The organism is Flavobacterium limi (assembly GCF_010645075.1).
Taxonomy (GTDB): Bacteria; Bacteroidota; Bacteroidia; order Flavobacteriales; family Flavobacteriaceae; genus Flavobacterium; species Flavobacterium limi.
In genome coordinates, this window is the sequence record NZ_JAADZV010000005.1 from 39691 (window position 1) to 64405 (window position 24715).

Below are 24715 nucleotides of genomic sequence, written 5' to 3' on the forward strand. Positions count from 1 at the left end.
AAAACTTAACCTTACTTAGTGTGAACTTAATATTTACTTAAGATAATGGCTTTTTTTTTCTATTGTGATGATTTTAAGTTTTCCCGAATACAAAACATTTATCTTTGACAAAAAATAAACTTAAATCCGAAAATTAATCTTAATTAAAAGTAGCGATGCATATTTTAATAGTTGAAGATGAGTTAGGAATTGTTCAGTTCCTGCAACAGGGACTACAGGAAGAAGGCTATCAGATAACAACTGCAAATGATGGTTTAAAAGGTTTTGAATTGACTCAAAACGAACAATTTGATTTGATTTTACTGGACTGGATGCTGCCCAAAATTAGTGGAATAGATCTGTGCAAAGCCATAAGGATTAAAAATCAGACAACCCCCATTATTTTTTTGACGGCAAAAGACACTGTAAAAGAAACGATTGAAGGTTTAAAAGCAGGGGCCAATGATTATATCAAAAAGCCATTTAGTTTTGAAGAACTGGCTGAACGCATCAAAGTACATTTCAGATATCAAAAAGGTTCGGAAACATTGTCGTTAGGGGGAATTAAAATTGATTTGTCGAAATATATCGTTTTAAAAAATAATGAAGAAATCCCACTCACACAAAGAGAGTTTGAATTGTTGGTTTATTTAATTAAAAATAAAGGAAAAGTATGTACGCGTGACCAGATTTTAAAAGATGTCTGGAATATCAATTTTGAATATGATACAGGTGTAATTGACGTTTTTATTAACGCTATCAGAAAAAAACTGAATTTAAAAATTGAGGAAGATTATATAAAAACAATACGCGGTGTTGGTTACATCGCCAATGATTAAGTAATGATACAGCTCTCTTTTAAAAACAGAATTGCCTTAAATTATATCCTTATAACTGCTTTGTTAATTCTGGTGGTTTTCTCCGCTATTTATTCAACAGTAAAATTTACTGTTTATAAACATCTTGATGAAAACTTAATGATCGAGATTGAGGATCACTTAAAGGAAATCAGAATTGAGAACAATGTGGTAATTTTAATGGATGCTGAAGAATGGGAAGAACGAGAACATAATTCGGTAGACGTAAATCCGGTTTTCGTCCAGTTTTTAAATGTGAACAAAAAAATAATCGAGAAATCACCTAATTTAAAAAATGAAATACTGATATTCCATGAGGACGCTGGGTTTTATAAGACATTTGACACCAAGTTATTAAACAGTACAGTCAGACAAATTCAGGTTCCACTTCATATAAAATCAAAAAAAATCGGTTATTTGATAATTGCAATGCCCCTGACCGATTCAGCTAAAGTTTTACATAATCTTTTTGAGACGCTGTTAATTGCATTTCCTGTAATTTTAGTGATATTGTTTTTAATTGCACGTTTTTTCGCTGGACGAAGCATTAAACCAATCAATGCAATTACAAGTATTTCCGGGATGATTACAAAGGACAATCTAAAAACCAGGATTCCTTTGCCTAAACAGCGTGATGAATTATATACACTTTCAGAAACCATAAATAATTTGTTAAACCGTATTGAGGATGCGGTGGAGCGCGAAAAACAATTCACATCAGATGCTTCCCATGAACTCAGAACACCTTTGACCGTGATTAAAGGAACGCTGGAAGTATTGGTTAGAAAGCCCAGGGACAATAAAGAATATCAAGAAAAAATAAATTATTGTATCAATGAAGTCGATCATTTGAATACACTAGTTGATCAGCTTCTTATGCTGGCAAGGTTTGAGAATCAAAAACAAAATATTTTGCATGAGTCAATTTATCTCAACGCTGTAATTTTGGATGTTATAACTTTAAATTCTGGCAAAATAAACAGCAAGAAAATCAATGTAAAATTTGATGCTCAAAAAGATTATTACATCAATTCAGATAATTATCTTGTTGCAACTATTTTAAGGAATATCATTTCAAACGCTGTCAAATATACAAATGAAGGCGGGGAAGTATCTGTTTCTGTTTATAAAAATGATAATAAAATAATTTGTAAAATCTCAGACAACGGAATCGGGATTGAACAAAGAGATTTAGAAGCCATTTTCAGTCCCTTTTTCAGGTCAAATTCATCAGTACATCCGGAAATTAAGGGAACAGGGCTGGGATTGTCTATCGTAAAACGTTTTACAGAACTGCTCGATATTAAATTTCAGATAGAAAGCAGAATTAATGAAGGCACAACAGTAGTTTTAGAATTTAACGAAGAAGCAAACAGTTTTCTTTTGTAAATGGTGAGATAAGAGGTGTAATCTTTTTTTTAACAATAAACTGTTGTTAAGTTAAAATAAAAATTGCTTTTTTATGAAATTAACCTGTATATTTGCAACCGAATCAAAGAATAAAATAACAACCAACAATGTTTATAAACCAATTGCATCATCATCATTTTCATAATTGCTCTCAGGCGATGTGTTAATGTATGGATGTAAATCATCATATTTTAAAACCCGTTTGAGTACATCAAACGGGTTTTTTATTCCCTATTCTTTGTACTCAAACTATTAATCAAACAAAAAAAGAAAAATGAGTACTTTAAAAATTGCAATTCAGAAATCAGGTCGTTTAAACGAAGACAGCATCCAAATCCTAAAAGACTGTGGTATTTCAATCAACAACGGCATCGATCAGTTAAAAGCCGAAGCTTCGAATTTTCCTCTTGAAGTTTTATATTTAAGAAATTCAGATATTCCACAATATTTAATTGACGGAGTAGTAGATTTGGCAATTGTTGGTGACAATCTTTTGGTTGAAAAGGGAAAAGGAATCGAAGTGGTTCAGAAGTTGGGATTTTCAAAATGTAAAGTTTCTGTTGCGGTTCCTAAAACTTTTGAATACAATTCGGTTCAGGATCTGGCGGGTTTAAGAATTGCAACTTCGTATCCAAATACGGTGAATGAATATTTTGGTTCATTTGGATTAACGGTTGATATTCATCAGATTTCAGGATCGGTAGAAATTGCACCTAATATTGGTCTTGCCGATGCGATTGTTGATATTGTTTCAAGCGGAAGTACTTTGTTTAAAAACAATCTGAAAGAAGTTGAGGTAATTCTGAAAAGTGAAGCCGTTTTAGCGGTTTCTCCAAAAGTTTCTCCGGAAATTCAAAAACACATTGATACCTTAAAGTTCAGAATCCAGTCCGTATTAAGAGCCCGTAATTCAAAATACATTTTAATGAACGTTCCAAACGATAAGATTGATGAAATTGGCAGAATTTTACCCGTTTTAAGAAGCCTTACCGTTCTTCCATTGGCAGAAGAAGGATGGAGCAGCGTTCACTCAGTAATTGATAAAGATACTTTTTGGGATGTAATCGATCAGTTGAAAGAAGCCGGAGCTGAAGGAATTTTAGTTTGCCCAATCGAAAAAATGGTACTTTAAAAAGAATTTACAAATTTTTAAATTGTTTCGCTGTTCGCTATCGCTCGAGTCCAAATTCCAAACTTTGTGGACTTTGCAATCATACAGAATTGGGATTTTGAATTTAAAATTTGGAATTTAATATTGAAAATATTATGAATAAAATAAATAATCCAAAACCGGATACATGGTCCCAAATATTAAAAAGACCTACGAAAACAATCGATGATATTGAAGTTACGGTTAAAGAAATATTTAAAGAAGTACAGAAAAAAGGAGATGAAGCGGTTGCTAAATACACTTCTGTCTTCGACGGAATTGCTTTAGACAATTACGAAGTAACCCCGGCAGAAATTCAAGAAGCAATTACTTTAGTTTCAACAGAATTGAAAGAAGCAATCCAACTGGCAAAAAACAATATTTATAAATTCCATTATGCACAAAAAGCAGAAAGAATTTCGATTGAAACGATTGAAGGTGTTAACTGCTGGCAGGAAAAAAGACCAATCCAAAAAATTGGTTTATATATCCCGGGTGGAACTGCTCCTTTGTTTTCAACGGTTTTAATGCTGGCTGTTCCTGCTGAAATTGCAGGTGCTAAAGAAGTTGTTTTATGTTCGCCTCCTGATAAAACCGGAAAAATTAATCCTGCGATTTTATATGCTGCGAATTTATGCGGTGTAACTAAAATATTAAAAGTTGGCGGAATCCAGGCTATTGCCGGAATGACGTTTGGAACAAAGTCAATTCCGAAAGTGTATAAAATTTTCGGTCCCGGAAATCAGTTCGTAACGGTGGCCAAACAATTGGCAACTCAATTTGGTGTTGCAATCGATATGCCTGCAGGCCCATCAGAATTATTAGTGGTAGCTGATGATACAGCTGTTCCTGCCTTTGTAGCTTCAGATTTATTATCACAGGCAGAACATGGAGCTGACAGTCAGGTAATTTTAGTTTCGACTTCGAAAAAACTTATTGCTGCAGTTGAAAAAGAAATTGAGATTCAACTGGAAGAACTTCCAAGAAAAGAAATTGCTAAAAAAGCAATCGCCAATTCTAAATTGATTTTCGTTGAAAATGACAAAATTGCTTTGGAGCTTATCAATGAATACGGTCCGGAGCACTTTATTATCTGTTCTGAGTACGATGATTTTTACTGTAATGGTGTTGTAAATGCAGGTTCTGTTTTCATTGGAAATTATACTCCGGAAAGTGCCGGTGATTATGCTTCGGGAACCAATCATACGCTGCCTACAAACGGTTATGCCAAAAATTACAGTGGTGTGAATCTGGACAGTTTCATGAAATCAATGACATTTCAGAAAATTTCAGAAAAAGGAATCCGGAATATCGGACCGGCTATTGAACGCATGGCTGAAGCAGAAGGTTTACAGGCGCATAAGAATGCTGTGACCTTGAGATTAAAGAATTTAGAGTAAAAAGAGAAAAGAAGCAAGAAAAAAGAAAATGAGCAAGATGAAAGTCTTTCTTCTACATTTCTAAAAAAAATAAAACAATGAGTACCTTCGATATAAATACAATCACACGTGAAAACGTAAAATCTTTAAAACCCTATTCGTCCGCACGCGATGAATTTGAAGATTTTGATACAGCTGAAATGATTTTTCTGGACGCGAATGAAAATCCGTTTCAAAATGGAGTAAACCGTTATCCGGATCCACAACAAAATTCGGTTAAGGCAATTTTAGCTAAGAATAAGAATGTAAAACAAAGCCAGATTCTACTAGGAAACGGGAGTGATGAGGTTTTGGACTTGCTTTTCAGGGCTTTTTGCGAACCGAAAATTGATAATATTATTTCGTTGCCGCCAACATACGGAATGTACAGCGTTCTGGCGAATATCAATGCCGTAGAAAACAGGGAAGTTTTGCTTTCGACAGATTTTCAGCCTCAGGTTGAGAAAATTTTAGAAGCAGTAGATGACAATACAAAAATCATCTTTTTATGTTCGCCAAACAATCCAACCGGAAACTCATTTTCAGATGAAAGTGTAGTGAAATTGCTTCAGAACTTTAAAGGTTTAGTGGTAATTGATGAAGCTTACATAGATTTTTCGGATAAAGAAAGCTGGCTGATTGAAATTGATGAATATCCAAATCTGGTCATCACACAGACACTTTCAAAAGCGTACGGTCTGGCGGGAATTCGTTTGGGCGTTTGTTATGGTTCAGAAGCTGTTATTTCAATTTTAAATAAAATCAAGCCTCCGTATAATGTAAACGAACTGACGCAGCAAAGAGCAATTGAACGTTTGAAGGATGGTGAAAAAATAAAACAGGAAATAGCTTCTATCATTGAACAACGGTCAGCATTGCTTAAAGTTTTGGCAGATGTCTCTTTTGTTGAAAAAGTATATCCAACAGAAGCTAATTTTGTGTTGGTAAAAGTGGATGATGCGAATAAACGATACGATCAGTTAATTGAAAAAGGAATTGTGATCAGGAACAGAACTACGCAGCCTTTGTGCGAAAACTGCCTTCGTTTTACCATTGGTATTCCTGAAGAAAATGCTGTTTTGATTAAGGAATTGAAGTCGTTGAAATAGATTTTTGAAATTATAAATATCTCGAAACCGTTTTGCGTGAGGGATAGAGGCGGCATCCTTTTGTGAAGAGAAAACGGAACAAAAGATATAGCCGAAAGCCCGACCCGGAGGGACACGCCCAAAATAATATAATATGAAAAAAGTACTTTTTATCGATCGTGACGGAACGATTGTTTTAGAACCTGAAGGATATCAATTGGATAGCTTGGATAAATTAGAGTTTTATCCGAAAGCGTTTCAATATCTGGCTAAAATCGCCAATGAACTGGATTACGAACTGGCAATGGTAACCAATCAGGACGGGTTGGGAACTGATAGTTTTCCGGAAGATACGTTTTGGCCAACACAGAATTTTATTTTAAGAGCCTTTGAAAACGAAGGTGTTTTGTTTGATGATATTTTTGTAGACCGCTCATTTCCTCAGGATAATGCACCAACACGCAAACCCAGAACCGGAATGTTGACGAAATATATAGACAATCCAAACTATGATCTGGCTAATTCTTTTGTTTTGGGAGATCGTTTAACTGATGTTGAACTGGCTAAAAACCTGGGAGCAAAAGCCATTTTCATGAACCTGACTGAGGGGGCGGGAAGTACTGAAATTGCATCGAAACGTGAAGAGTTAGATGAAACGATTATTTTGCAGACAACCGACTGGAAAACGATTTATGAGTTTTTGAAATTAGAGTCTCGTTCTGCTTCGATTACCCGTAAAACACATGAAACGGATATTTACATTAATCTGAATCTTGACGGAACAGGAAAAAGTAAAATCGATACCGGAATTGCTTTCTTTGATCATATGTTAGATCAAATCTCCCGTCATGGCCAAATGGATTTGGAAATTCTTGTTAAAGGAGATTTAGAGGTTGATGAACATCATACAATCGAAGATACAGCAATTGCGCTTGGAGAGGTTTTTGCAAAAGCGTTAGGAAATAAATTAGGAATTGAACGTTACGGTTTCTGTTTGCCAATGGATGATTGTTTAGCGCAGGTTGCCATTGATTTTGGAGGAAGAAACTGGCTGATTTGGGAAACCGAGTTTAAACGTGAAATGGTAGGCAAAATGCCAACTGAGATGTTTTTCCACTTCTTTAAATCGTTCTCTGACGGCGCAAAAGCTAATATCAACATCAAAGCGGAAGGCGATAACGAACACCATAAAATTGAAGCTATTTTTAAAGCTTTCGCAAAAGCCATAAAAGTAGCGGTAAAAAGAGATACAGAGAAAATGATTTTGCCTTCAACGAAAGGGATGCTGTAAAAAAAATTGTTTCAGGTTTAAAGTTTCAGGTTCTGTTGAATAACGTGTAACTTTAAACCTGAAACCTGAAACAAAAAAGAAATGGAACCGAAAAAGTTTGCCAAAGTATGGATTGAATCCTGGAATTCGCATGATTTAGAAGATATCATGAAGCATTATGCTGATGATATTCAAATTACAACGCCAATGTTAAAATTGGCTGCAGGAATAGAAAGTGGCTCAATCCAGGGAAAAGAAGAAGTGAGGGCATACTGGGAAAAAGCGTTAACCAAAATTCCTGATTTGCATTTTGAATTGATAGAAGTTACATCCGGTATTGATTCGGTTGCACTTTATTATAAATCGGTTATGAATAAAATGGCAGTTGAAGTTATGTTTTTTAATGAAAACGGATTGGTGAATAAAATGATCGCTCATTATACTGATTTGTAACAGAGTTAAAAATTGTTTTTAAGTTTAAAGTTTCACGTTCTGTAAAGCAGCTGAAACATGAACCTGAAACAAAACAAACAAAAAATTAAATGAAAATAGTTATCATAAATTACGGAGCAGGAAATATTCAGAGCATTATGTTTGCTATTGAAAGACTTGGTTTTAAAGCAGTTTTGAGCAATAATCCCGAAGAAATTCAGTCGGCAGATAAAGTGATTTTTCCGGGTGTGGGCGAGGCGAGTTATGCTATGAAAAAACTGAAAGAAAGCGGTTTGGATAGTTTGATTCCAACATTAAAACAGCCTGTTTTCGGGATCTGTCTCGGAATGCAATTAATGTGCAATTCAACGGAAGAAGGAAACACAAAAGGTTTAGGGATTTTTGATGTTGATGTGGTTAAATTTACTTCTAAAGTTAAAGTGCCACAAATGGGGTGGAATCAGATTTACAATTTAAAGACCGATTTGTTTAAAGGTGTTTCTGAAAATGAATTTATGTATCTGGTACATAGTTTTTACGCTCCAAAATGCGCTGAAGCCATAGCTACAACAAATTATGATGTAGAATATGCATCAGCTTTGCAAAAGGATAATTTTTACGGAACACAATTTCACCCTGAAAAGAGTGGGGATGTGGGGGAGAAAATATTGAGGAACTTCTTAAAAATTTAATCAATATCAAGTTCAAAAATCAATTACAATATCAATTTAGAAAATCTGAAATCAAAAATCGTTAATCGACAATCAAAAATTAAGACTTTACGACTTTAGACTTTCAACTTTAAGACTTAAATAAATGAGAATAATACCAGCCATAGATATCATTGACGGAAAATGCGTTCGTTTGTCCAAAGGTGATTACGATACCAAAATAATTTATAATGAAAATCCACTTGAAGTAGCGAAATCATTTGAAGCGCACGGAATTGAATATCTGCATTTGGTAGATCTTGACGGTGCAAAATCGAGTAAAATTGTCAATTATAAAATATTGGAGCAAATTGCAACACAAACTAGTTTAAAAATTGATTTTGGAGGCGGATTAAAAGCTGATTCCGATTTGAAAATTGCTTTTGAAAGTGGTGCCAATCAAATTACAGGTGGAAGTATTGCTGTAAAAAACAGAACAATCTTCGAAAAGTGGATTGCAGAATATGGTTCTGATAAAATTATTTTAGGTGCTGATGCGAAAGATGAAAAAGTAGCTGTTTCAGGATGGCTGGAAGATTCAGATGAGGATTTGGTTCCGTTTATTCAGGGTTACCAAAACAAAGGAATTCAGTATGTAATTTGTACTGATATCGCAAAAGACGGCATGCTGGAAGGACCAAGTTTTGATTTGTACGGCAAAATTTTAGCTGAAGCGAAAGGAATAAAATTAATCGCTTCGGGTGGAATTTCAACTTTCGATGAACTCCCAAAATTAGCCGAATTAGGCTGTGAAGGAACGATAATCGGAAAAGCGATTTATGAAGGAAGAATTACGTTGAAACAACTAGAGAATTATATTATTGGTAAAGTGTAAAAGGTGAAATGTAAAATGTAGTGTGAAATTTGATATTTTACAAAATAACATTTCACATCTACATTTATCAATTAACAAAAAAGAAAATGTTAGCAAAAAGAATCATACCCTGCTTAGATATAAAAAACGGAAGAACCGTAAAAGGCGTAAATTTTGTAGATTTGCGTGATGCGGGCGATCCGGTTGAACTGGCTGAAATTTATTCGGCTGAAGGTGCGGATGAATTGGTTTTTCTGGATATTTCAGCAACGGAAGAACGTAGAAAAACGTTAGTTAATATGGTACGAAGTGTGGCGGAGAAAATCAATATTCCGTTTACTGTTGGTGGCGGAATTTCGTCTGTTGAAGATGTTGAAATCCTATTGAATAATGGTGCTGATAAAGTTTCAATCAATTCATCGGCAGTGAAAAATCCACAATTGATCAACGATCTGGCTCAAAAATTTGGAAGCCAATGCGTTGTAGTTGCAATTGATGCTAAACAAATTGACGGACAATGGATCGTACATTTGGTAGGAGGGAAAGTACCAACAGAATTAAATTTATTCGATTGGGCTGTAGAAGTTGCTGAACGCGGTGCAGGAGAAATATTATTTACTTCTATGGACAATGACGGAACTAAAAAAGGTTTTGCAAACGAAGCTTTGGCTAAATTGTCAGGATTAATTAATATTCCGATCATTGCTTCGGGAGGAGCGGGGAATATTCAGCATTTTGTTGATTCGTTTAAAGAAGGAAAAGCAGATGCGGCTTTGGCTGCGAGTGTTTTTCATTTTAAAGAGATTGAAATCAAAGCCTTAAAACAAGAACTTAAAAATAATAAAATAGAAGTTCGAATATAGTTTTATCTTTAAGACTTTCGACTTTCCAACTTAAGACTAAAAAAAATATGAACATAGATATCAAAAGCTCTCACGGACTGATTCCGGCAATTATTCAGGATTCAGAGACCAAAAATGTCCTAATGATGGGCTATATGAATGAAGAATCAATTCAAAAAACAATAGAAACGCAAAAAGTGACTTTTTTCAGCCGATCCAAACAAAGGCTTTGGACAAAAGGGGAGGAAAGCGGTAATTTTTTGAATCTGGTAAGTATTAAAAATGACTGCGATGGTGATACGCTTTTGATTCAGGCAAAACCTGTTGGGCCAACTTGTCACACGGGTGCAGATACCTGCTGGCAAGAGCCAAATGATGCTAATTATGGCTTTATTTCCCAGTTAGAAAATACAATCAAAACCCGCAGGGAGAATGCTGATTCTGAGAAAAGTTATGTCGCTTCTTTATTCGAAAAAGGAATTAATAAAATTGCTCAAAAAGTAGGAGAAGAAGCTGTAGAAGTAGTTATTGAAGCCAAAGATGATAACGATGATTTATTCTTAAGCGAAAGCGCCGATTTGCTTTTTCATTACCTGATTTTATTGCAGGCAAAAGGATATCAGTTAAATGATGTTATTGAAGTTTTGAAGAAACGTCAGAAGTAGTTTCTGCAATATGTATCAAAAGCCTGTCTGGAATTTAAATTTCTTCTAACAGGCTTTTTTATTTTCTTCAGATAAGAACCTTCTAATTAAGCGTCAAAGCCCCCAAAATTTCTTCATACATAAAAGGACCTCCCGGATATTTGGCGGTATAATCAAGATTCATCCAGACCTGACCGCGTTCATCAATATGGTAATGAATTATTTTTCCTTTACTTTCTTTTACAAAAAGTACATTTTTAATCAGATAATTGACTTTTTCCAGATCAATTAAGGATCCTATCAGTATTTCGGGATAAATGTGTCCTTTGGTATGAATTAATCTAGGTGTTCCGCCAATAGAGCGAACTGCTGCTGCCATCAAAATCGAATGATCATCACAATCTCCTGAAAAATATTCTAAGGATTCAGTAGCTGTAGCAATGTAATCGCCTTCTTTTGGGTCATTAACATAATTCCATCGGTGATTAATTTCTTTGAAAACCGCAAAACACTGAATGATGGTTCTGTAATCTGAATAACCTTTTATGCCTTTGAAATGTTTTGTAGTTGCCATAATCGCAAAATTCCGAACCTTAGGATTCTGATATTCTATGGCATTTATAATTTTGGTTTTATTAGGAAACGGAAGCAATTTTGCCACAATGATATCCTGAGGGAAAGGATTGTCAGACATGGTATAAATCATCGAATTGTAGTCTTCAGATATCTCGGTAAAACCATAATTTCCGATGACTGTTCCGTAAAATAAAACTAGTAAATATAAAGCAATACAAATTAATATAATAGTTCTTAACAGCATCAGGAGAAAGTAAATAACTGCAAAAACAAAAACAAAAATAAAAATACGGTCTAAATTAAAAGACCATTTTAAGTCAATCAGGTTTTGGTGCAATATGATAAAGACCGGAATGGTAATCAAAAGACTTAATAGCATAATAATAATCCTATCCCAGGGAGATTTCACCTGTAATTTGGATTTTAATTGTGGAAAGTCAATTTTTGGAAATTTTATCATAGCATTAAAAAGCAGTGTTTATTACATTGCTTTTACGGTTTCAACAAAAGTACTTTTTTTATCAATAATACCCAGATCAAATAACTGATTTTGAATCTTAATAAACGCTTTTTCGGTTAGATTTTTTTGCGACCATTGTGTCAGTTTGAGCCATTCCTGAATATCCTCGAGTTTTTGATTGAAAATATCAGCTAAGGTCTGATCAATATCCGGAATTTGTGTAAAATTGTGGGTTGTAGTATTTATGATTTCAAGGATCTTCTGCACTATTTTTGGATTTTTTTTCAAAAATTCATCCCGAACTGTAATTACAAATGAAGGCCATGGACTTGGACAATCTCCCACACGTCTGAAAATTCCCTGATCTACAAGAGGTTTGGTCATAAAACGTTCCCACATAAAGTAATCAGCATTGCCGTTTGTCAGGGCTTCAACAGCACCATCTATTGTATTGATGATTTCAAACTGTAAATTATCTGTTTCCCAACCCTGTTCATGTGCGTTTACATAAGCCATTAACTGCGATCCGGAACCTAATCGTGATATGGCTACTTTTTTATTCTCCAGATCTTTTATGGTATGAAAATCAGATTTTGCAGCAACATGAATACCCCAAATCAAAGGAGACTGAACATAAATCTGAACAATTTTACTTGGATTTCCGGCAATAATATCTTTTATAATTCCTTCAGTTAAAATTACAGCAATATCAGCTCCACCATCACGCAGCATCTGGCACATTTTACCAGTACCTTCGGGAATATTTTTCCATTGTAAATCAATATTTTCAGCTTCAAATTCGCCATTTTCAATGCAAATCTGCCATGGCAAATTGAAGTGCTCGGGAACACCTACAATTTTTACTGTTTTCATTATAGTTTTAAGTTTAAGTTAAGTTGTTTGATATGTTTTTAAGCTGTTTAGGTTTTAGATTGTTTAATTCTCAGATTTAAAAATATCTCATTATCAAATTGCCACATTCTCTAATTTTTTAATAAATCTGTTCTGTGTTTTTCTGAAAGGCACGGCTCGGCAAATTCTATAATTTCCTGCAACTCGTATTGGCTTAAAAGATTTTTTACAATTGAATAATCGGTATCGTATAAAACTTCTACTGCAAATAAGGTTTCGTTGAGACCTTCAGACTCACAATTAATAGATTTTAATTCTTCTCTGATTATTTCCTTATCAAAACCTTTTTCTAAAATGACTACCTGAAGAATTGAATTTCCAAAACTTTCTATTGTTTTTCTGTAAACGAGCGTTTCTTCGTCTTCGTCATATTCAGCGTAGAAAATATCATCTGTGGCAATTAAAGGTCCGAAAAAAGGAATATTATCTAATTTGAAGATTCCTTTTTCCAAATCAATAATTTCCGCCCACATCGTTTCAACGACTGTATCTTCCAATAAATCGCTATAGTATCTGAATAATATTTTTTTATGTGTTTCCTGTTCCATTATTTAATTCAATTTGCTGCTTTTAAAGGAGATATTATAATGCGATAACCATCCGGATCTAAAAACATTTTGCCGTTTTCATTCCAATACGGATTTACAGCTTCTATTATTGGAATATTGTTTTTTAAAATAGTATTAATTAGTGTGTCGTGTTCTGAAATCGTATCCGGATAGAGTACTATGATATCATCTTCATCAAAAATATGATTCGCTTTCGTTTCAGATTCTGTAAATTCAAAATGCCAGCCCAAATCAGGTTTTCCAATAAAAACACCATCGTAATTATTGTGATTCTGAAATCCTCCCAAAAGTTCAAAACCTAAGATCTTGATATAAAAATTTTCAATTTCCTTGAGATTGTTAGTATGTCTGGCAACTCTTAAAATCATGATTTAGAATAATTATCTAATTTTCAAATTGACTAATTCTCTAATTTAAGAACCAGCTAATTTATTCAACGTATAAGCAATAAGTTCATCAACCGCTTTATACGGATCTTCACTAAAAGTTCCCGAAGCGCGATTGGCAATAATGGCGTTTAAAGATAACGCATTATGACCTAAAAGCGCCGAAAGCCCATAAATGGCAGCGGTTTCCATTTCTAAATTGGTAATTCGTTCACCATTGAAATCAAAATTATCCATTTTGTTGTTTAATTCTTCATCCTGAATATTCAAACGCAAAATACGTCCCTGAGGGCCATAAAAGCCACCGGCTGTAGCAGTAATTCCTTTAAAAATCCGGTCGCTTTCAATAATTTTTTCCAGTTTTTCAGAACAGGTAATCGCGTAAGGCTTTCCTTTTCGGATATCCCAGTTGGTGTGCATGATAAAAGCATCTTCTATGGCAACATGAGAAACCTTATCAATGAGATAGGAGCGAAGCATATTGTCTAATCCTAACCCGAATTTAGACATTACAAAACTGTCTACAGGAATGTCTGCCTGCAAAGAACCAGAAGTTCCAATTCGGATGATGTTTAATGAAGTCAGTTCTTTTTTTGGCCGACGGGTTTTCAAATCAATATTAACTAAAGCGTCCAATTCGTTTAGAACAATATCAATATTGTCAGGTCCAATTCCGGTTGACATTACTGTAATTCTTTTGCCTTTATAAATTCCGGTTTGGGTTTTAAATTCTCTTTTTTGTGTTGAATATTCAATTGAGTCAAAAAACTGAGTGATTTTTTCCACACGGTTTTGATCTCCCACAAAAATTATATCGTGTGCAATATGTTCAGGACGAAGGTTCAAGTGATAAACACTTCCGTCGGGGTTAAGTATTAATTCTGATGCCTGGATCATTTTTTTGAATTGCTAAAGTTCGAAGTTGATGAGATTATAATAAATGATTGGAATTTAAAACCTTTTAACCACCAACACGTTTTGTTTTAAAGCCTTTTTCTTTTAAAATTGCCATAATTTTATCACGGTAATCACCCTGAATGATAATTGAATCATCTTTAAAAGTTCCGCCAACGCTTAGTTTGGTTTTAATTTCCTTCGCCAGAATTTTAAAGTCTTCGTCACTTCCTTCGTAACCTTCGATAATCGTTGTTGCTTTTCCCTTTCGTTTTTCGAATTTGCAGATCATTGGCTCTTTTTGAACATATAATACATGTTCTTGTTCCTGAACTTCTTCAGGTTCATGAGACTCAATATGATCGGGAAATAAATTTTTAAGTTGGTCTTTAAAGTCCATAAATTTTGTTTTAAAAAATAAATTCCAATAAATGTAATTTATAAAAATTAAATTCCAAACCCCGGATTAAATTGGGATTTGGAATTTTAATATTGGAATTCAATAAGTTTATTTTTTTATTAAACCTAAATCTACTAAGCGTTCGTATAGATAATCTCCAGCCGTAATATCTTCAAATTTCTTAGGATTTTCGGCATCAATACAGTTTTCTAAGCAATCCAGACGCATATCGCTTACAGGATGCATAAAAAACGGAATAGAATAACGGGAAGTTCCCCATAATTCCCTTGGCGGATTTACAACCTGATGAATAGTTGATTTTAGTTTATTGTTAGTATGTCTTGACAACATATCTCCTACATTAATTACTAATTCATCATCTTCAGCAATAGCGTCAATCCATTCGCCGTCATGATTTTGAACCTGAAGTCCTTTTCCCTGAGCGCCCATCAATAAAGTGATTAAATTAATATCGCCGTGAGCAGCTGCACGAATTGCGTTTTCAGGCTCAGTAGTAATTGGTGGGTAATGAATTGGTCTTAAAATAGAGTTTCCTTCTTTTGCATATTCATCAAAATAAAACTCATCCAGACCAAGATGTAAAGCCAAAGCTCTTAAAACATAAACGCCTGTTTTTTCAAGCATTTGATAGGCTTCTTTTCCAACTTCATTAAAACGCGGTAATTCTTTAACCTCAACGTTGTCAGGATATTCAGAAGCCCATTTCGAATCCTTGTCAACGTACTGGCCAAAATGCCAGAATTCTTTCAAATCTCCCTCTTTGCGTCCTTTGGCATGTTCTTTTCCAAAAGAAACATAACCTCTTTGTCCGCCAATTCCGGGAATTTCATAATTATGCTTGGTTTCTAATGGCAAGGCGAAAAATTTTCGAATTTCGCCATAAAGTTCGTTTACCAGTTTGTCATCTAAGAAATGACCTTTTAAGGCAACGAAGCCAATGTTTTCAAATGCACTGCCGATTTCATTTACAAATTTTTGTTTACGTTCCGGGTCGTCCGAAAGGAAATCACGTAAGTCTACACTAGGAATGTTTTGCATACTTTACATTTTTATTTAAGAAAAAGGTTTCAACCTTCTATAACAAAGGTAGAGAATATTTTAGTTTGGAATTTTAAAATTTATTATAAAAATGCGTTTTTCATGCGATAATTTAACATTAAAACAGTATGCCGTAATTTGATTAAACTTTAATTTCAAGGTTATTTTACTTTAAAAACATGTTAATAATTCTGAAAATCACCAGTTTTTAAATAGAAAATTCTATTTTTATAAAAAAGAGCATTATGAAAGTAGGACTAATCGGATTTGGAAAAACAGGAAAAGCAGTCGCTTCGGTATTATTGCAAAACAAAAATTTTACGCTTAAATGGGTAATGAAAAGAAGCTCTACTTTGGAGAATCGTACCACTGCAGAATATCTTGGAATTGATTCTGATGAAACAGGAAAAATATATTCAAGTGAAAACACTCCGATAGCAGAACTGTTGGATAAACAGCCTGTTGATGCAATAATTGATTTTTCTTCAGCTTCGGGAATTTATAGTTATGGAGAAGAAGCCAGTATTCGAAAGATAAAAATCATCTCTGCAATTTCTCATTATTCAAACAAAGAAAAAACATTTTTAAAATCTCTTTCTAAACTTACAACTGTATTTTGGAGCCCAAATATTACACTTGGTGTCAATTATTTATTATTTGCCTCTAAATTTTTGAAGAAGATAGCTCCCTGGGTTGATATCGAAATAATTGAAGAACATTTTAAAGGAAAAGACGGGGTTTCAGGGACAGCCCTCAAGATTGCAGAAACGCTGGATTTAGAAGAAAATGATATAAATTCAGTTCGGGCCGGCGGAATTGTAGGCAAACATGAAGTTGTTTTTGGATTTCCTTTTCAAACAGTAAGGTTGATTCACGAAAGTATTTCCCGTGAAGCTTTTGGCAGCGGAGTTGTATTTGTAGCCGAAAATTTAAAAGATAAAGAAGAAGGATTATATAATTTTGAAGATATATTGTCTCCTTATTTTGTTGCTTAAATAAATTTTATGCTGAAAATTACTTATCCTCATTTGTATTTCTCGTTTTAGTAAAACCTACCTAATTTGTTTAAAAATGTATTTATTTAACTTTTGGTTTTGAATTGTTAAAATTTAATATATTTGGAAGACTAAAAACAGAACCCAATGATCTTTTACAGACAAGACCTAACCGATGCTCAACTATTAGATTTATATAAAAAAATTCTGAAACCCCGTTTAATCGAAGAAAAGATGCTCATCCTGATTCGACAGGGAAAAGTATCCAAATGGTTCTCCGGAATTGGTCAGGAAGCAATCGCGGTTGGTGTTACAGCTGTTTTAGATGAATCGGAATATGTATTGCCAATGCACCGAAATCTGGGTGTTTTTACTTCAAGAAATATTCCGCTGCACCGATTGTTTTCGCAATGGCAGGGAAAAGCAAATGGGTTTACAAAAGGAAGAGACCGCAGTTTTCATTTTGGAACTCAGGAATATAAAATTATCGGAATGATTTCGCATCTGGGGCCTCAACTCGGAATTGCTGATGGCATAGCCTTAGCGAATAAACTTCAGAATAATAAAAAAATCACAGCCGTTTTTACCGGAGAAGGCGCAACCAGCGAAGGTGATTTTCATGAGGCTTTAAATATAGCAGCAGTTTGGAAATTGCCAGTGATGTTTATCATCGAAAATAATGGTTATGGACTTTCAACACCAACAAACGAACAATATTGCTGTGAAAATTTAGCAGACAAAGGTGTTGGTTATGGTATGGAAAGCCATATTATTGACGGAAATAATATTCTCGAAGTTTACAACAAACTCTCAAAACTGAAAGCGCAGATGCAGGAAAATCCGCATCCCGTTTTATTAGAGTTTAAAACTTTTAGAATGCGTGGTCATGAAGAGGCGAGCGGTATAAAATATGTTCCCCAGGAATTGAGGGATGAATGGAGTGAAAAAGATCCGGTTACAAATTATCGAAAATTCCTGATAGAAACCGGAGTTTTAACCGCAGAATTTGATGATCAGCTTCACAATGAAATTAAGCAGGAAATTGAGGATAATTTTGCCATAGCTAATGCAGAACCTGAAATTGTACCAACTTATGAAGGAGAATTAGACGACGTTTATAAGCCTTATCAATATCATGAATTCAGTCATTCATCAGAATCTCAAAATATTCGTTTTATTGATGCTATTAGGAAAAGTTTAGAACAATCTATGAAGAAGCATGATAACCTTGTTATTATGGGGCAGGATATTGCAGAATATGGCGGAGCTTTTAAAATAACAGATGGTTTTGTTGAGTTTTTCGGAAAAGCCCGCGTTCGAAATACTCCAATCTGTGAAAGTGCAGTGGTTTCAACCGGAATGGGATTGTCAATTAACGGCTATAAAGCGATTGTTGAAATGCAGTTTGCCGATTTTGTTTCAACCGGTTTTAATCCGATTGTGAATTTATTAGCCAAATCACATTACCGCTGGGGTGAAAAAGCCGATGTCGTAATACGTATGCCTTGCGGTGGCGGAACTCAGGCAGGACCTTTTCATTCGCAGACAAATGAAGCCTGGTTTACCAAAACCCCGGGATTAAAAGTGGTTTACCCGGCCTTTCCTTATGATGCGAAAGGATTATTAAATACCTCAATAAATGATCCGAATCCGGTTTTATTTTTTGAACATAAACTGTTGTACAGAAGCGTTTACCAGGATGTTCCAAATGATTATTATACCATCCCGTTAGGAAAAGCAGCTCTCATAAAAGAAGGAAAAAAGATAACGATTATTGCTTTTGGAGCTACGGTTCACTGGGCTTTAGAAACTTTGGAAAAGAATCCTGAAATAGAAGCAGATTTGATTGATTTAAGAACTTTGCAGCCTTTGGATACCGAAACTATTTTTGCATCGGTTAAAAAAACAGGAAAAGTAATTATTTATCAGGAAGATACTTTGTTCGGTGGAATTGCAAGCGATATTTCGGCTTTAATTATGGAGCAATGTTTTGAATATCTGGACGGTCCTGTAAAAAGAGTTGCGAGTTTAGATTCTCCGATTCCGTTTACAAAAGCTTTGGAAGATCAGTTTTTACCAAAGAACCGATTTGAAAATGAGCTTATGGATCTACTGGCCTATTAACAAAAAAGGCATTTTAAATTATTTAAACTTTCATTTAAAATTTTGAATATGAAAAAAAGATTCGTTTTAGTCATTACGTTTTCTATTCTTTTTTCCTGCAATAAGAGTAATAAATCCAATGATAATAATGCTTTGGATGAAAAATTCAATAAATACAAGGATGGTTTTGTTATCGCTTTATGGGAAATTAATCCGGGTTGGGCTTCATCAGTCGGTTATCACAAATTAGATAGCATTTTGGTGATTCCGGATGCTGCTGCAGATAAAAAACAACTCGATTTTGCTAATGCACAGTTAGATTCTTTAAAACAATATGATATTGAAGATTTATCGGATAATAATAAAACGGATTATCACATGATAAAAAATCAGTTGCAATCAACTATTTTCAATGTTAAAGAATTGAAATCATCACAATGGGATCCATCCGGGTATAATGTTTGTGGGGCTTTCGCTGAAATTTTAAATGGTAATTACGACAGTTTAGAAATTCGTTTGCATGCTTTTAATGCTAAAATGAATAATATTCCGGCATATTATGAGACGGCTAAAAAGAATATCAAAAATCCTACTGTAGAACATACTGAATTAGCGATTGGTCAAAACTTAGGTGGTTCGTCTGTTTTTGATGCTGATTTAAATACTGCTTTGGAAAAAAGTAAATTGACTTCTGCGGAGAAAAAACAAATTCAGGACAAAGCAAAAGTTTCTGTAAAAGCAATTAACGATTATGCGAACTGGCTGAAAAATCTGTCAAACAAAACACCCCGTTCTTTTAGATTAGGAGCTGATTTATATGCTAAAAAATTCAATTTTGATATTCAGTCCGGTTATTCAACTGATGAAATTTATAAAATTGCTCTTGATCATAAAAAAGACCTTCATGATAAAATGTTTGCTCTCGCCAATAAACTTTGGGCAAAATACAAAGGAAATACTCCTAAACCGACAGATAAACTGGATGTAATCAAACAGGTAATTGATCAGATTTCGTTAAAACACACTACTCCGGAGAAATTTCAGTCTGAAATCGAAAAACAAATTCCTGAACTGACAGCTTACGTAAAGAAGAAAGATTTATTATACATAGATCCGTCAAAACCTTTGGTTGTTCGTAAAGAACCTGCTTATATGGCGGGAGTTGCCGGCGCTTCTATATCTGCTCCCGGACCTTACGATAAAAATGCAAATACATATTATAATGTAGGAAGCATGTCTGGCTGGACGGCTGAAAATTCAGAAAGTTACTTACGAGAATACAATGATTACATTTTGCAGATTTTAAATATTCATGAAGCCATTCCCGGACATTATACGCAATTGGTTTACAGTAACCAGTCCCCAAGTATAATCAAATCTATTTTTGGAAATGGCGCCATGGTTGAAGGCTGGGCCGTTTATGCAGAAAAGATGATGCTGGAAAGCGGTTATAAAAACTCTGATGAAATGTGGCTGATGTATTATAAATGGAATTTAAGAGCAACCTGCAATACGATTTTAGATATTAGTGTTCACACAAAAAATATGTCTAAAGAGGCTGCTTTGGATTTGCTTATCAAAGAAGCTTTTCAGCAGCAGGCAGAAGCAGAAGGAAAATGGAAGCGCGTAACGTTGTCACAAGTTCAATTATGTTCTTATTTTACAGGATATACAGAAATTTATAATTTGAGGGAAGAGTTTAAAAAGAAAGAAGGACAGAATTTTGACCTAAAAAAATTCCATGAGAAATTCTTAAGCTTTGGAAGTGCCCCAGTTAAATATATTAGGGAGTTAATGCTTACTAAAGATTAAAAAATAATAAAAAAAAAGCACATTAATTTTTTTTAATGTGCTTTTTTTATTGCCATAAATAAGGTCAATTATATTCTATTTCGATTCCAATTCAAACAACTGCACCTGACTTTTCAATCGGTCAATCAATAAATTCATCATGCGTTTATTTAAGTCGGAAGAATTTTTAATATAAGTTTCATATTCTTCAACGGTAAAAAGTGCCATCACAATTCCTTTTAATGAATTTCTGAATTTAATATCTTTTTGAATGGAGTTTTCAATAGTCTGCAGTTTCTTTTCGACTGTATAAGAATAAAAATCAGCTTTGTTTTTATTCACATAATTGATAAAAACAGCGATGAATAAATCATTCTGAAGTTTTAAAATGGGTCTAATGGTTTGATTTTGAAACAACTCGTCTGCTGATGACTGAGCGCTTACGGTTCCTAAAGTTTCGCCTCTGAATTCTTTTAAAAAAGTGTCTCTGTCGCTCATGGTTTTTATTTAAAGTTATAAAAATATCTTCTATAAAAATATTTTCCCCGGATTTAGTTACTGACAAATTCTGCAAAAAATAAGTTCATAAATTAAAACATTTCGTTGAGTTTAATTTTTGGAGTTATAAAAATGATTTTTGAAATAATTCAGCAGCAAATTTTCGAATTATTGAAATCGTAAGGATTAATAAAAAAACATAATTCGATTATGAGAGTAAAAAACTATTTTTACCCTTATAAAATAAAAAATATGAGATTCCATACCAGAAAATGGGTTAAGCCCCAGGATTTAAATCCGAACGGAACTTTATTTGGCGGACAGCTTTTAGCCTGGATTGATGAAGAGCTGGCTTTGTATTCGATTGTACAATTAGAAAATCCGAAAGTAGTAACCAAACATATGTCTGAAATCAATTTTAAAAGTTCTGCCAGACAAGGTGATATCGTAGAAATTGGGATTGATGTAGTGAAATTCGGAACAACTTCTCTGGTACTTAAATGCGCTGTAAGAAACATGATGACCCGCGAAATTATTATTACTATTGATCATACAACAATGGTTAATTTAGGTGAAGACGGAAAACCAAAACCACACGGTAAAACTAAGATTGAATTTGTGAAAGACCGTTTGTAAAATAAACTTTCACCATATAAGTGATATAAGTAAATGTAACGGAAATTTACATGAAGATATATCAATTATAAGGTAAAAAAACTTTTAAAACATGCTGAAAAAAAAAAATGCGATTGTTTCTTTGTCGCTTGCTTTTTTAATATCCTGCAATTCCAAAGAAGAAAAGGATAAATACAATCATGTTGTCTACAGGGCTGTAAACAATAAAGACACAGCGATTATAGCACTTAATATAAGTGATAAACGTTTTTATGGGCGGTATGAAATAGCATATTATAAAATCGGTAAAGATTCAGGTGATGTTAGGGGAGATTTGAGAGGAGACACTTTAAGAGGCGACTTTCATTATATTTCAAACGGCGGGGGCTGGAAAAGAATCCCGATTGCTTTATTGAAAAAAGATAACAAATTGCTTTTAGGAAACGGAGTAACAGGAACGTATATGAGTCTTCCGTGTTTTCTACCCGGAACTCTTAATTACAAAGACCCGAAGTTTATTTTTGAAGAAGTAAAATCCATTGAAAAATAAATAGCCATATAAGTAACATAAGTAAAACTTAAATGAACTTATATCACTTATATGGTTTGAAAAGTTTAATCCAAAGGGCTTTTATTTGAAGGTAATTCGAATATTTGTAAATCAAAATAAATTACCGAGGCCATAATGTGGTCAAAAATATCCGCCATTATATACTCATAATTCGCCCAGCGTTTATCACTTGAAAAAGCATAAATTTCCAAAGGAACGCCATACTCTGTAGATTGCAGCTGACGGCAAACCATATGCATGTCTTTGTTTAACCCCGGATGGTTGACCAGATATTGAATAATGTATTTTCTAAATAATCCAAGGTTAGTCATATTCCTGCCATTTAAAGAAAAAGTTTTATCGATACCGCGCAAATCATTGTATTTGTCAATTTCAGCTTGTCTGGATTCAATATATGAACTGATTAATTGGATCTTTTTCATTTGTTCCAGATCTTCATTGTTCAGAAAACGAATACTGCTGCTTTTGATTAAAATATGTCTTTTGATGCGTCTTCCTTCAGATTTTTGCATTCCTCTCCAGTTCTGAAATGAATCCGAACTCAAAGAGTACGTTGGAATAGTAGTGATGGTATTGTCAAAGTTCCGGACTTTTACAGTTGTCAGATTGATTTCGATTACATCACCATCGGCTCCAAATTTATCCATGGTAATCCAGTCACCAATACGAACCATATCATTAATGGCTACCTGAACACTCGAAACAAATCCTAAGATTGTATCTCTGAATATAAGGATAATGATAGCCGAAAGTGTTCCTAGAATAGTCAGCAATTCACCTCTTTTCATACCAAACAATGTTGATACTATAAGTGCGATACCAAAAATCCAAAGCACAATCATAATAACCTGAACAAAGCTGTCTATAGGTTTGTCGCTGTATTCAGGTTTGCTTTTTAAATAATCACGCAAGGCATTAAAAATGGTTCTGATAATCCATAAACTAATCAGAACAATATAAACGCCGACTATTTTTCCGAACATCAGTTCCCAATATTCATATCTGTCCAAAATAACGGGAACAGCTTTGTAAATAAAGAAAAACGGGATTAAATAGGCGGTGTATTTTGTTGTTTTATTGTGAATTAAATAATCGTCAAACTTGGTTTTGGTACGCTGTGCAAAAATGGCTGTCAACGTTACCAAAACAAACTTGGCTACATAATAAATAGCATAAGCCAAGGCCAGCATGATGGCAATATTAAAGATCAGACTGATGTAGGACGCAAAGTTGCGGCTCATTCCCCAATCTCTAAAAAGTGGATATAAAAAGTTGAATATTTTATCCAAAAGCTTATGCATTATTTTTCAGATACTTTCTTTCAACATAAAATGTTCCAAATGGTATAAGTGAGGCAAGAAGAATGATTCCGAAGGTTTTTAAATCCCAGTTTTGAGATTTTTTTAATAAAGCAGCCAGTACAATGTAAGCTATAAAGAGTAGTCCGTGTCCCATTCCAAACGGCTGTAATAGAGTGTGGTAAAGTTCAGGATTATTAGTTTTGATAAAAAGCATATTTGCGAACAATACTAAATATGAGATTCCTTCTAAAATAGCTGTAACTTTAAAAATCTTGAGCATGTGTTTCTTTTTTTTAATTTATAAACCGCAAAATTAAGTATTATCCCCCATTATTAGAGTATGTATAATAAAAGTAATTTACTTTTGTAATCCTAAACTTTGAGTATGAGCAAGCGTGATTTAAAAAAATATTTAGCAGAACTGGATAAAGAACAGCTCGAAGAACAGATTATTGAGCTGTATGAGAAATTTAGTGCTGTAAAGGTCTTTTATGACTTTGTTTTTAATCCAAAAGAAGACAAGCTTTTGCAGGAAAGCAAAACTAAAATTTCTCATGAATATTTTCCTGTAAAAAAGCCGGGGGCTAAATGGCGTCCAAAAGCAAAAATGCGCCGTTCTGTAGCTCAAAAAATCATTAAGCATTTTATTCTTTTGGGAGTTGACCCATTTGTAATTGCAGATATTATGCTCTATAATATTGAAATAGCCCAAACATATTCATCCGGAAACTTCATAAAACAGGAATTGTTTTATAAAAGCATTCTCAATTCTTTTGAGCAGGCTGTAAATTTTGTGATTTCTAATGGCGTTTTAAGCGAATTTAAAGCAAGAATTATTGCAATTCAACAAGAAACTATTCAGCAAAAATGGAAAAACAAATATGAATTTGAAGCTATTTTAGACAAAATAGACGTATAAATGCGTTTCTTATAAAAAAATCTTATTTAAAAAAAACATTTATTTTAGGTTA

At 33.8% G+C, this 24715-nt stretch carries 27 protein-coding genes; 17 read left to right on the plus strand and 10 right to left on the minus strand.

Annotated elements, in window-relative coordinates; genetic code table 11:
* The first annotated feature begins 155 nt into the window (after positions 1–155).
* From GXM16_RS11560 to hisIE, 11 genes are all read left to right on the plus strand, one after another.
* Complete coding sequence (locus GXM16_RS11560; protein WP_163394600.1) at positions 156–818, plus strand: response regulator transcription factor; 663 nt, start codon at positions 156–158, stop codon at positions 816–818.
* 3 nt (positions 819–821) lie between these two features.
* Positions 822–2225: a sensor histidine kinase gene (locus tag GXM16_RS11565; protein ID WP_163394601.1), complete on the plus strand. Its 1404-nt coding sequence runs from the start codon at positions 822–824 to the stop codon at positions 2223–2225.
* 295 nt (positions 2226–2520) lie between these two features.
* Positions 2521–3378, plus strand: a complete 858-nt coding sequence (gene hisG / locus GXM16_RS11570; RefSeq protein ID WP_163394602.1) for an ATP phosphoribosyltransferase — start codon at positions 2521–2523, stop codon at positions 3376–3378.
* 134 nt (positions 3379–3512) lie between these two features.
* A complete protein-coding gene (gene hisD, locus GXM16_RS11575) occupies positions 3513–4796 on the plus strand; it encodes a histidinol dehydrogenase (protein WP_163394603.1) in 1284 nt (427 codons plus the stop codon).
* 77 nt (positions 4797–4873) lie between these two features.
* Positions 4874–5923 carry a histidinol-phosphate transaminase gene (gene hisC / locus GXM16_RS11580; protein ID WP_163394604.1) on the plus strand — a complete coding sequence of 350 codons (1050 nt, stop codon included), beginning with the start codon at positions 4874–4876 and terminating at the stop codon, positions 5921–5923.
* Positions 5924–6056: 133 nt separating this feature from the next.
* A complete protein-coding gene (gene hisB / locus GXM16_RS11585; protein ID WP_163394605.1) occupies positions 6057–7193 on the plus strand; it encodes a bifunctional histidinol-phosphatase/imidazoleglycerol-phosphate dehydratase HisB in 1137 nt (378 codons plus the stop codon).
* Positions 7194–7274: 81 nt separating this feature from the next.
* Positions 7275–7625 carry a nuclear transport factor 2 family protein gene (locus GXM16_RS11590; RefSeq protein WP_163394606.1) on the plus strand — a complete coding sequence of 117 codons (351 nt, stop codon included), beginning with the start codon at positions 7275–7277 and terminating at the stop codon, positions 7623–7625.
* Between the two features lie 89 nt (positions 7626–7714).
* Positions 7715–8296: an imidazole glycerol phosphate synthase subunit HisH gene (gene hisH / locus GXM16_RS11595; RefSeq protein ID WP_163394607.1), complete on the plus strand. Its 582-nt coding sequence runs from the start codon at positions 7715–7717 to the stop codon at positions 8294–8296.
* A 124-nt stretch (positions 8297–8420) separates the two neighbouring features.
* Positions 8421–9149: a 1-(5-phosphoribosyl)-5-[(5-phosphoribosylamino)methylideneamino]imidazole-4-carboxamide isomerase gene (gene hisA / locus GXM16_RS11600; RefSeq protein WP_163394608.1), complete on the plus strand. Its 729-nt coding sequence runs from the start codon at positions 8421–8423 to the stop codon at positions 9147–9149.
* An 86-nt stretch (positions 9150–9235) separates the two neighbouring features.
* Complete coding sequence (hisF, locus tag GXM16_RS11605; protein WP_163394609.1) at positions 9236–9991, plus strand: imidazole glycerol phosphate synthase subunit HisF; 756 nt, start codon at positions 9236–9238, stop codon at positions 9989–9991.
* The gene (gene hisIE / locus GXM16_RS11610) at positions 9988–10635 is read left to right on the plus strand and encodes a bifunctional phosphoribosyl-AMP cyclohydrolase/phosphoribosyl-ATP diphosphatase HisIE (RefSeq protein ID WP_262892357.1); all 648 of its coding nucleotides are present in this window, start codon (positions 9988–9990) and stop codon (positions 10633–10635) included. Before hisF ends, hisIE begins: the two co-directional genes overlap by 4 nt.
* Positions 10636–10717: 82 nt before the next feature.
* On the opposite strand, the gene GXM16_RS11615 is transcribed toward hisIE, so the two are convergent.
* The 7 genes from GXM16_RS11615 to GXM16_RS11645 all read right to left on the minus strand — a co-directional run bounded on the left by GXM16_RS11615 (position 10718) and on the right by GXM16_RS11645 (position 15870).
* Complete coding sequence (locus GXM16_RS11615) at positions 10718–11650, minus strand: transglutaminase-like domain-containing protein (RefSeq protein WP_163394611.1); 933 nt, start codon at positions 11648–11650, stop codon at positions 10718–10720.
* Positions 11651–11671: 21 nt separating this feature from the next.
* The gene (locus GXM16_RS11620; protein WP_163394612.1) at positions 11672–12523 is read right to left on the minus strand and encodes a substrate-binding domain-containing protein; all 852 of its coding nucleotides are present in this window, start codon (positions 12521–12523) and stop codon (positions 11672–11674) included.
* A gap of 110 nt (positions 12524–12633) precedes the next feature.
* Complete coding sequence (locus GXM16_RS11625; RefSeq protein ID WP_163394613.1) at positions 12634–13110, minus strand: DUF4265 domain-containing protein; 477 nt, start codon at positions 13108–13110, stop codon at positions 12634–12636.
* Positions 13111–13118: 8 nt separating this feature from the next.
* Complete coding sequence (locus GXM16_RS11630; RefSeq protein ID WP_163394614.1) at positions 13119–13499, minus strand: VOC family protein; 381 nt, start codon at positions 13497–13499, stop codon at positions 13119–13121.
* A gap of 45 nt (positions 13500–13544) precedes the next feature.
* On the minus strand, positions 13545–14414 hold the full coding sequence (locus GXM16_RS11635; protein WP_163394615.1) for a nucleoside phosphorylase: 870 nt from the start codon (positions 14412–14414) through the stop codon (positions 13545–13547).
* Positions 14415–14478: 64 nt separating this feature from the next.
* On the minus strand, positions 14479–14811 hold the full coding sequence (locus GXM16_RS11640) for a translation initiation factor (RefSeq protein ID WP_163394616.1): 333 nt from the start codon (positions 14809–14811) through the stop codon (positions 14479–14481).
* Between the two features lie 108 nt (positions 14812–14919).
* Positions 14920–15870, minus strand: coding sequence for an isopenicillin N synthase family dioxygenase (locus tag GXM16_RS11645; protein WP_163394617.1), 951 nt, complete (start codon positions 15868–15870; stop codon positions 14920–14922).
* Positions 15871–16115: 245 nt separating this feature from the next.
* Between GXM16_RS11645 and GXM16_RS11650 the strand changes: the two genes are divergently transcribed.
* The 3 genes from GXM16_RS11650 (at position 16116) to GXM16_RS11660 (ending at position 20780) form a co-directional block, all read left to right on the plus strand.
* Positions 16116–16865, plus strand: a complete 750-nt coding sequence (locus GXM16_RS11650) for a 4-hydroxy-tetrahydrodipicolinate reductase (protein WP_163394618.1) — start codon at positions 16116–16118, stop codon at positions 16863–16865.
* A gap of 147 nt (positions 16866–17012) precedes the next feature.
* Entirely contained in the window at positions 17013–18989 is a 1977-nt protein-coding gene (locus GXM16_RS11655) for an alpha-ketoacid dehydrogenase subunit alpha/beta (protein WP_163394619.1), read from the plus strand.
* A 48-nt stretch (positions 18990–19037) separates the two neighbouring features.
* On the plus strand, positions 19038–20780 hold the full coding sequence (locus tag GXM16_RS11660; RefSeq protein WP_163394620.1) for a DUF885 domain-containing protein: 1743 nt from the start codon (positions 19038–19040) through the stop codon (positions 20778–20780).
* Between the two features lie 75 nt (positions 20781–20855).
* Here GXM16_RS11660 and GXM16_RS11665 read toward each other — a convergent pair whose 3' ends face one another.
* A complete protein-coding gene (locus tag GXM16_RS11665) occupies positions 20856–21257 on the minus strand; it encodes a glyoxalase (protein WP_163394621.1) in 402 nt (133 codons plus the stop codon).
* Between the two features lie 252 nt (positions 21258–21509).
* Between GXM16_RS11665 and GXM16_RS11670 the strand changes: the two genes are divergently transcribed.
* Together GXM16_RS11670 and GXM16_RS11675 are read left to right on the plus strand one after the other, a co-directional pair.
* A complete protein-coding gene (locus GXM16_RS11670) occupies positions 21510–21893 on the plus strand; it encodes an acyl-CoA thioesterase (RefSeq protein ID WP_163394622.1) in 384 nt (127 codons plus the stop codon).
* Between the two features lie 91 nt (positions 21894–21984).
* Entirely contained in the window at positions 21985–22422 is a 438-nt protein-coding gene (locus GXM16_RS11675; RefSeq protein WP_167519867.1) for a hypothetical protein, read from the plus strand.
* A 65-nt stretch (positions 22423–22487) separates the two neighbouring features.
* Here the strand turns inward: GXM16_RS11675 and GXM16_RS11680 are convergent, their stop codons facing one another.
* Together GXM16_RS11680 and GXM16_RS11685 are read right to left on the minus strand one after the other, a co-directional pair.
* Positions 22488–23744: a mechanosensitive ion channel family protein gene (locus GXM16_RS11680; RefSeq protein ID WP_163394623.1), complete on the minus strand. Its 1257-nt coding sequence runs from the start codon at positions 23742–23744 to the stop codon at positions 22488–22490.
* The gene (locus GXM16_RS11685) at positions 23737–24024 is read right to left on the minus strand and encodes a DUF3817 domain-containing protein (protein WP_163394624.1); all 288 of its coding nucleotides are present in this window, start codon (positions 24022–24024) and stop codon (positions 23737–23739) included. The genes GXM16_RS11680 and GXM16_RS11685 overlap by 8 nt, the downstream gene beginning before the upstream one ends.
* A 105-nt stretch (positions 24025–24129) precedes the next feature.
* On the opposite strand from GXM16_RS11685, the gene GXM16_RS11690 reads away from it, so the two are divergent.
* Entirely contained in the window at positions 24130–24663 is a 534-nt protein-coding gene (locus GXM16_RS11690; RefSeq protein ID WP_163394625.1) for a DUF6155 family protein, read from the plus strand.
* The last annotated feature ends 52 nt before the right edge of the window (positions 24664–24715 follow it).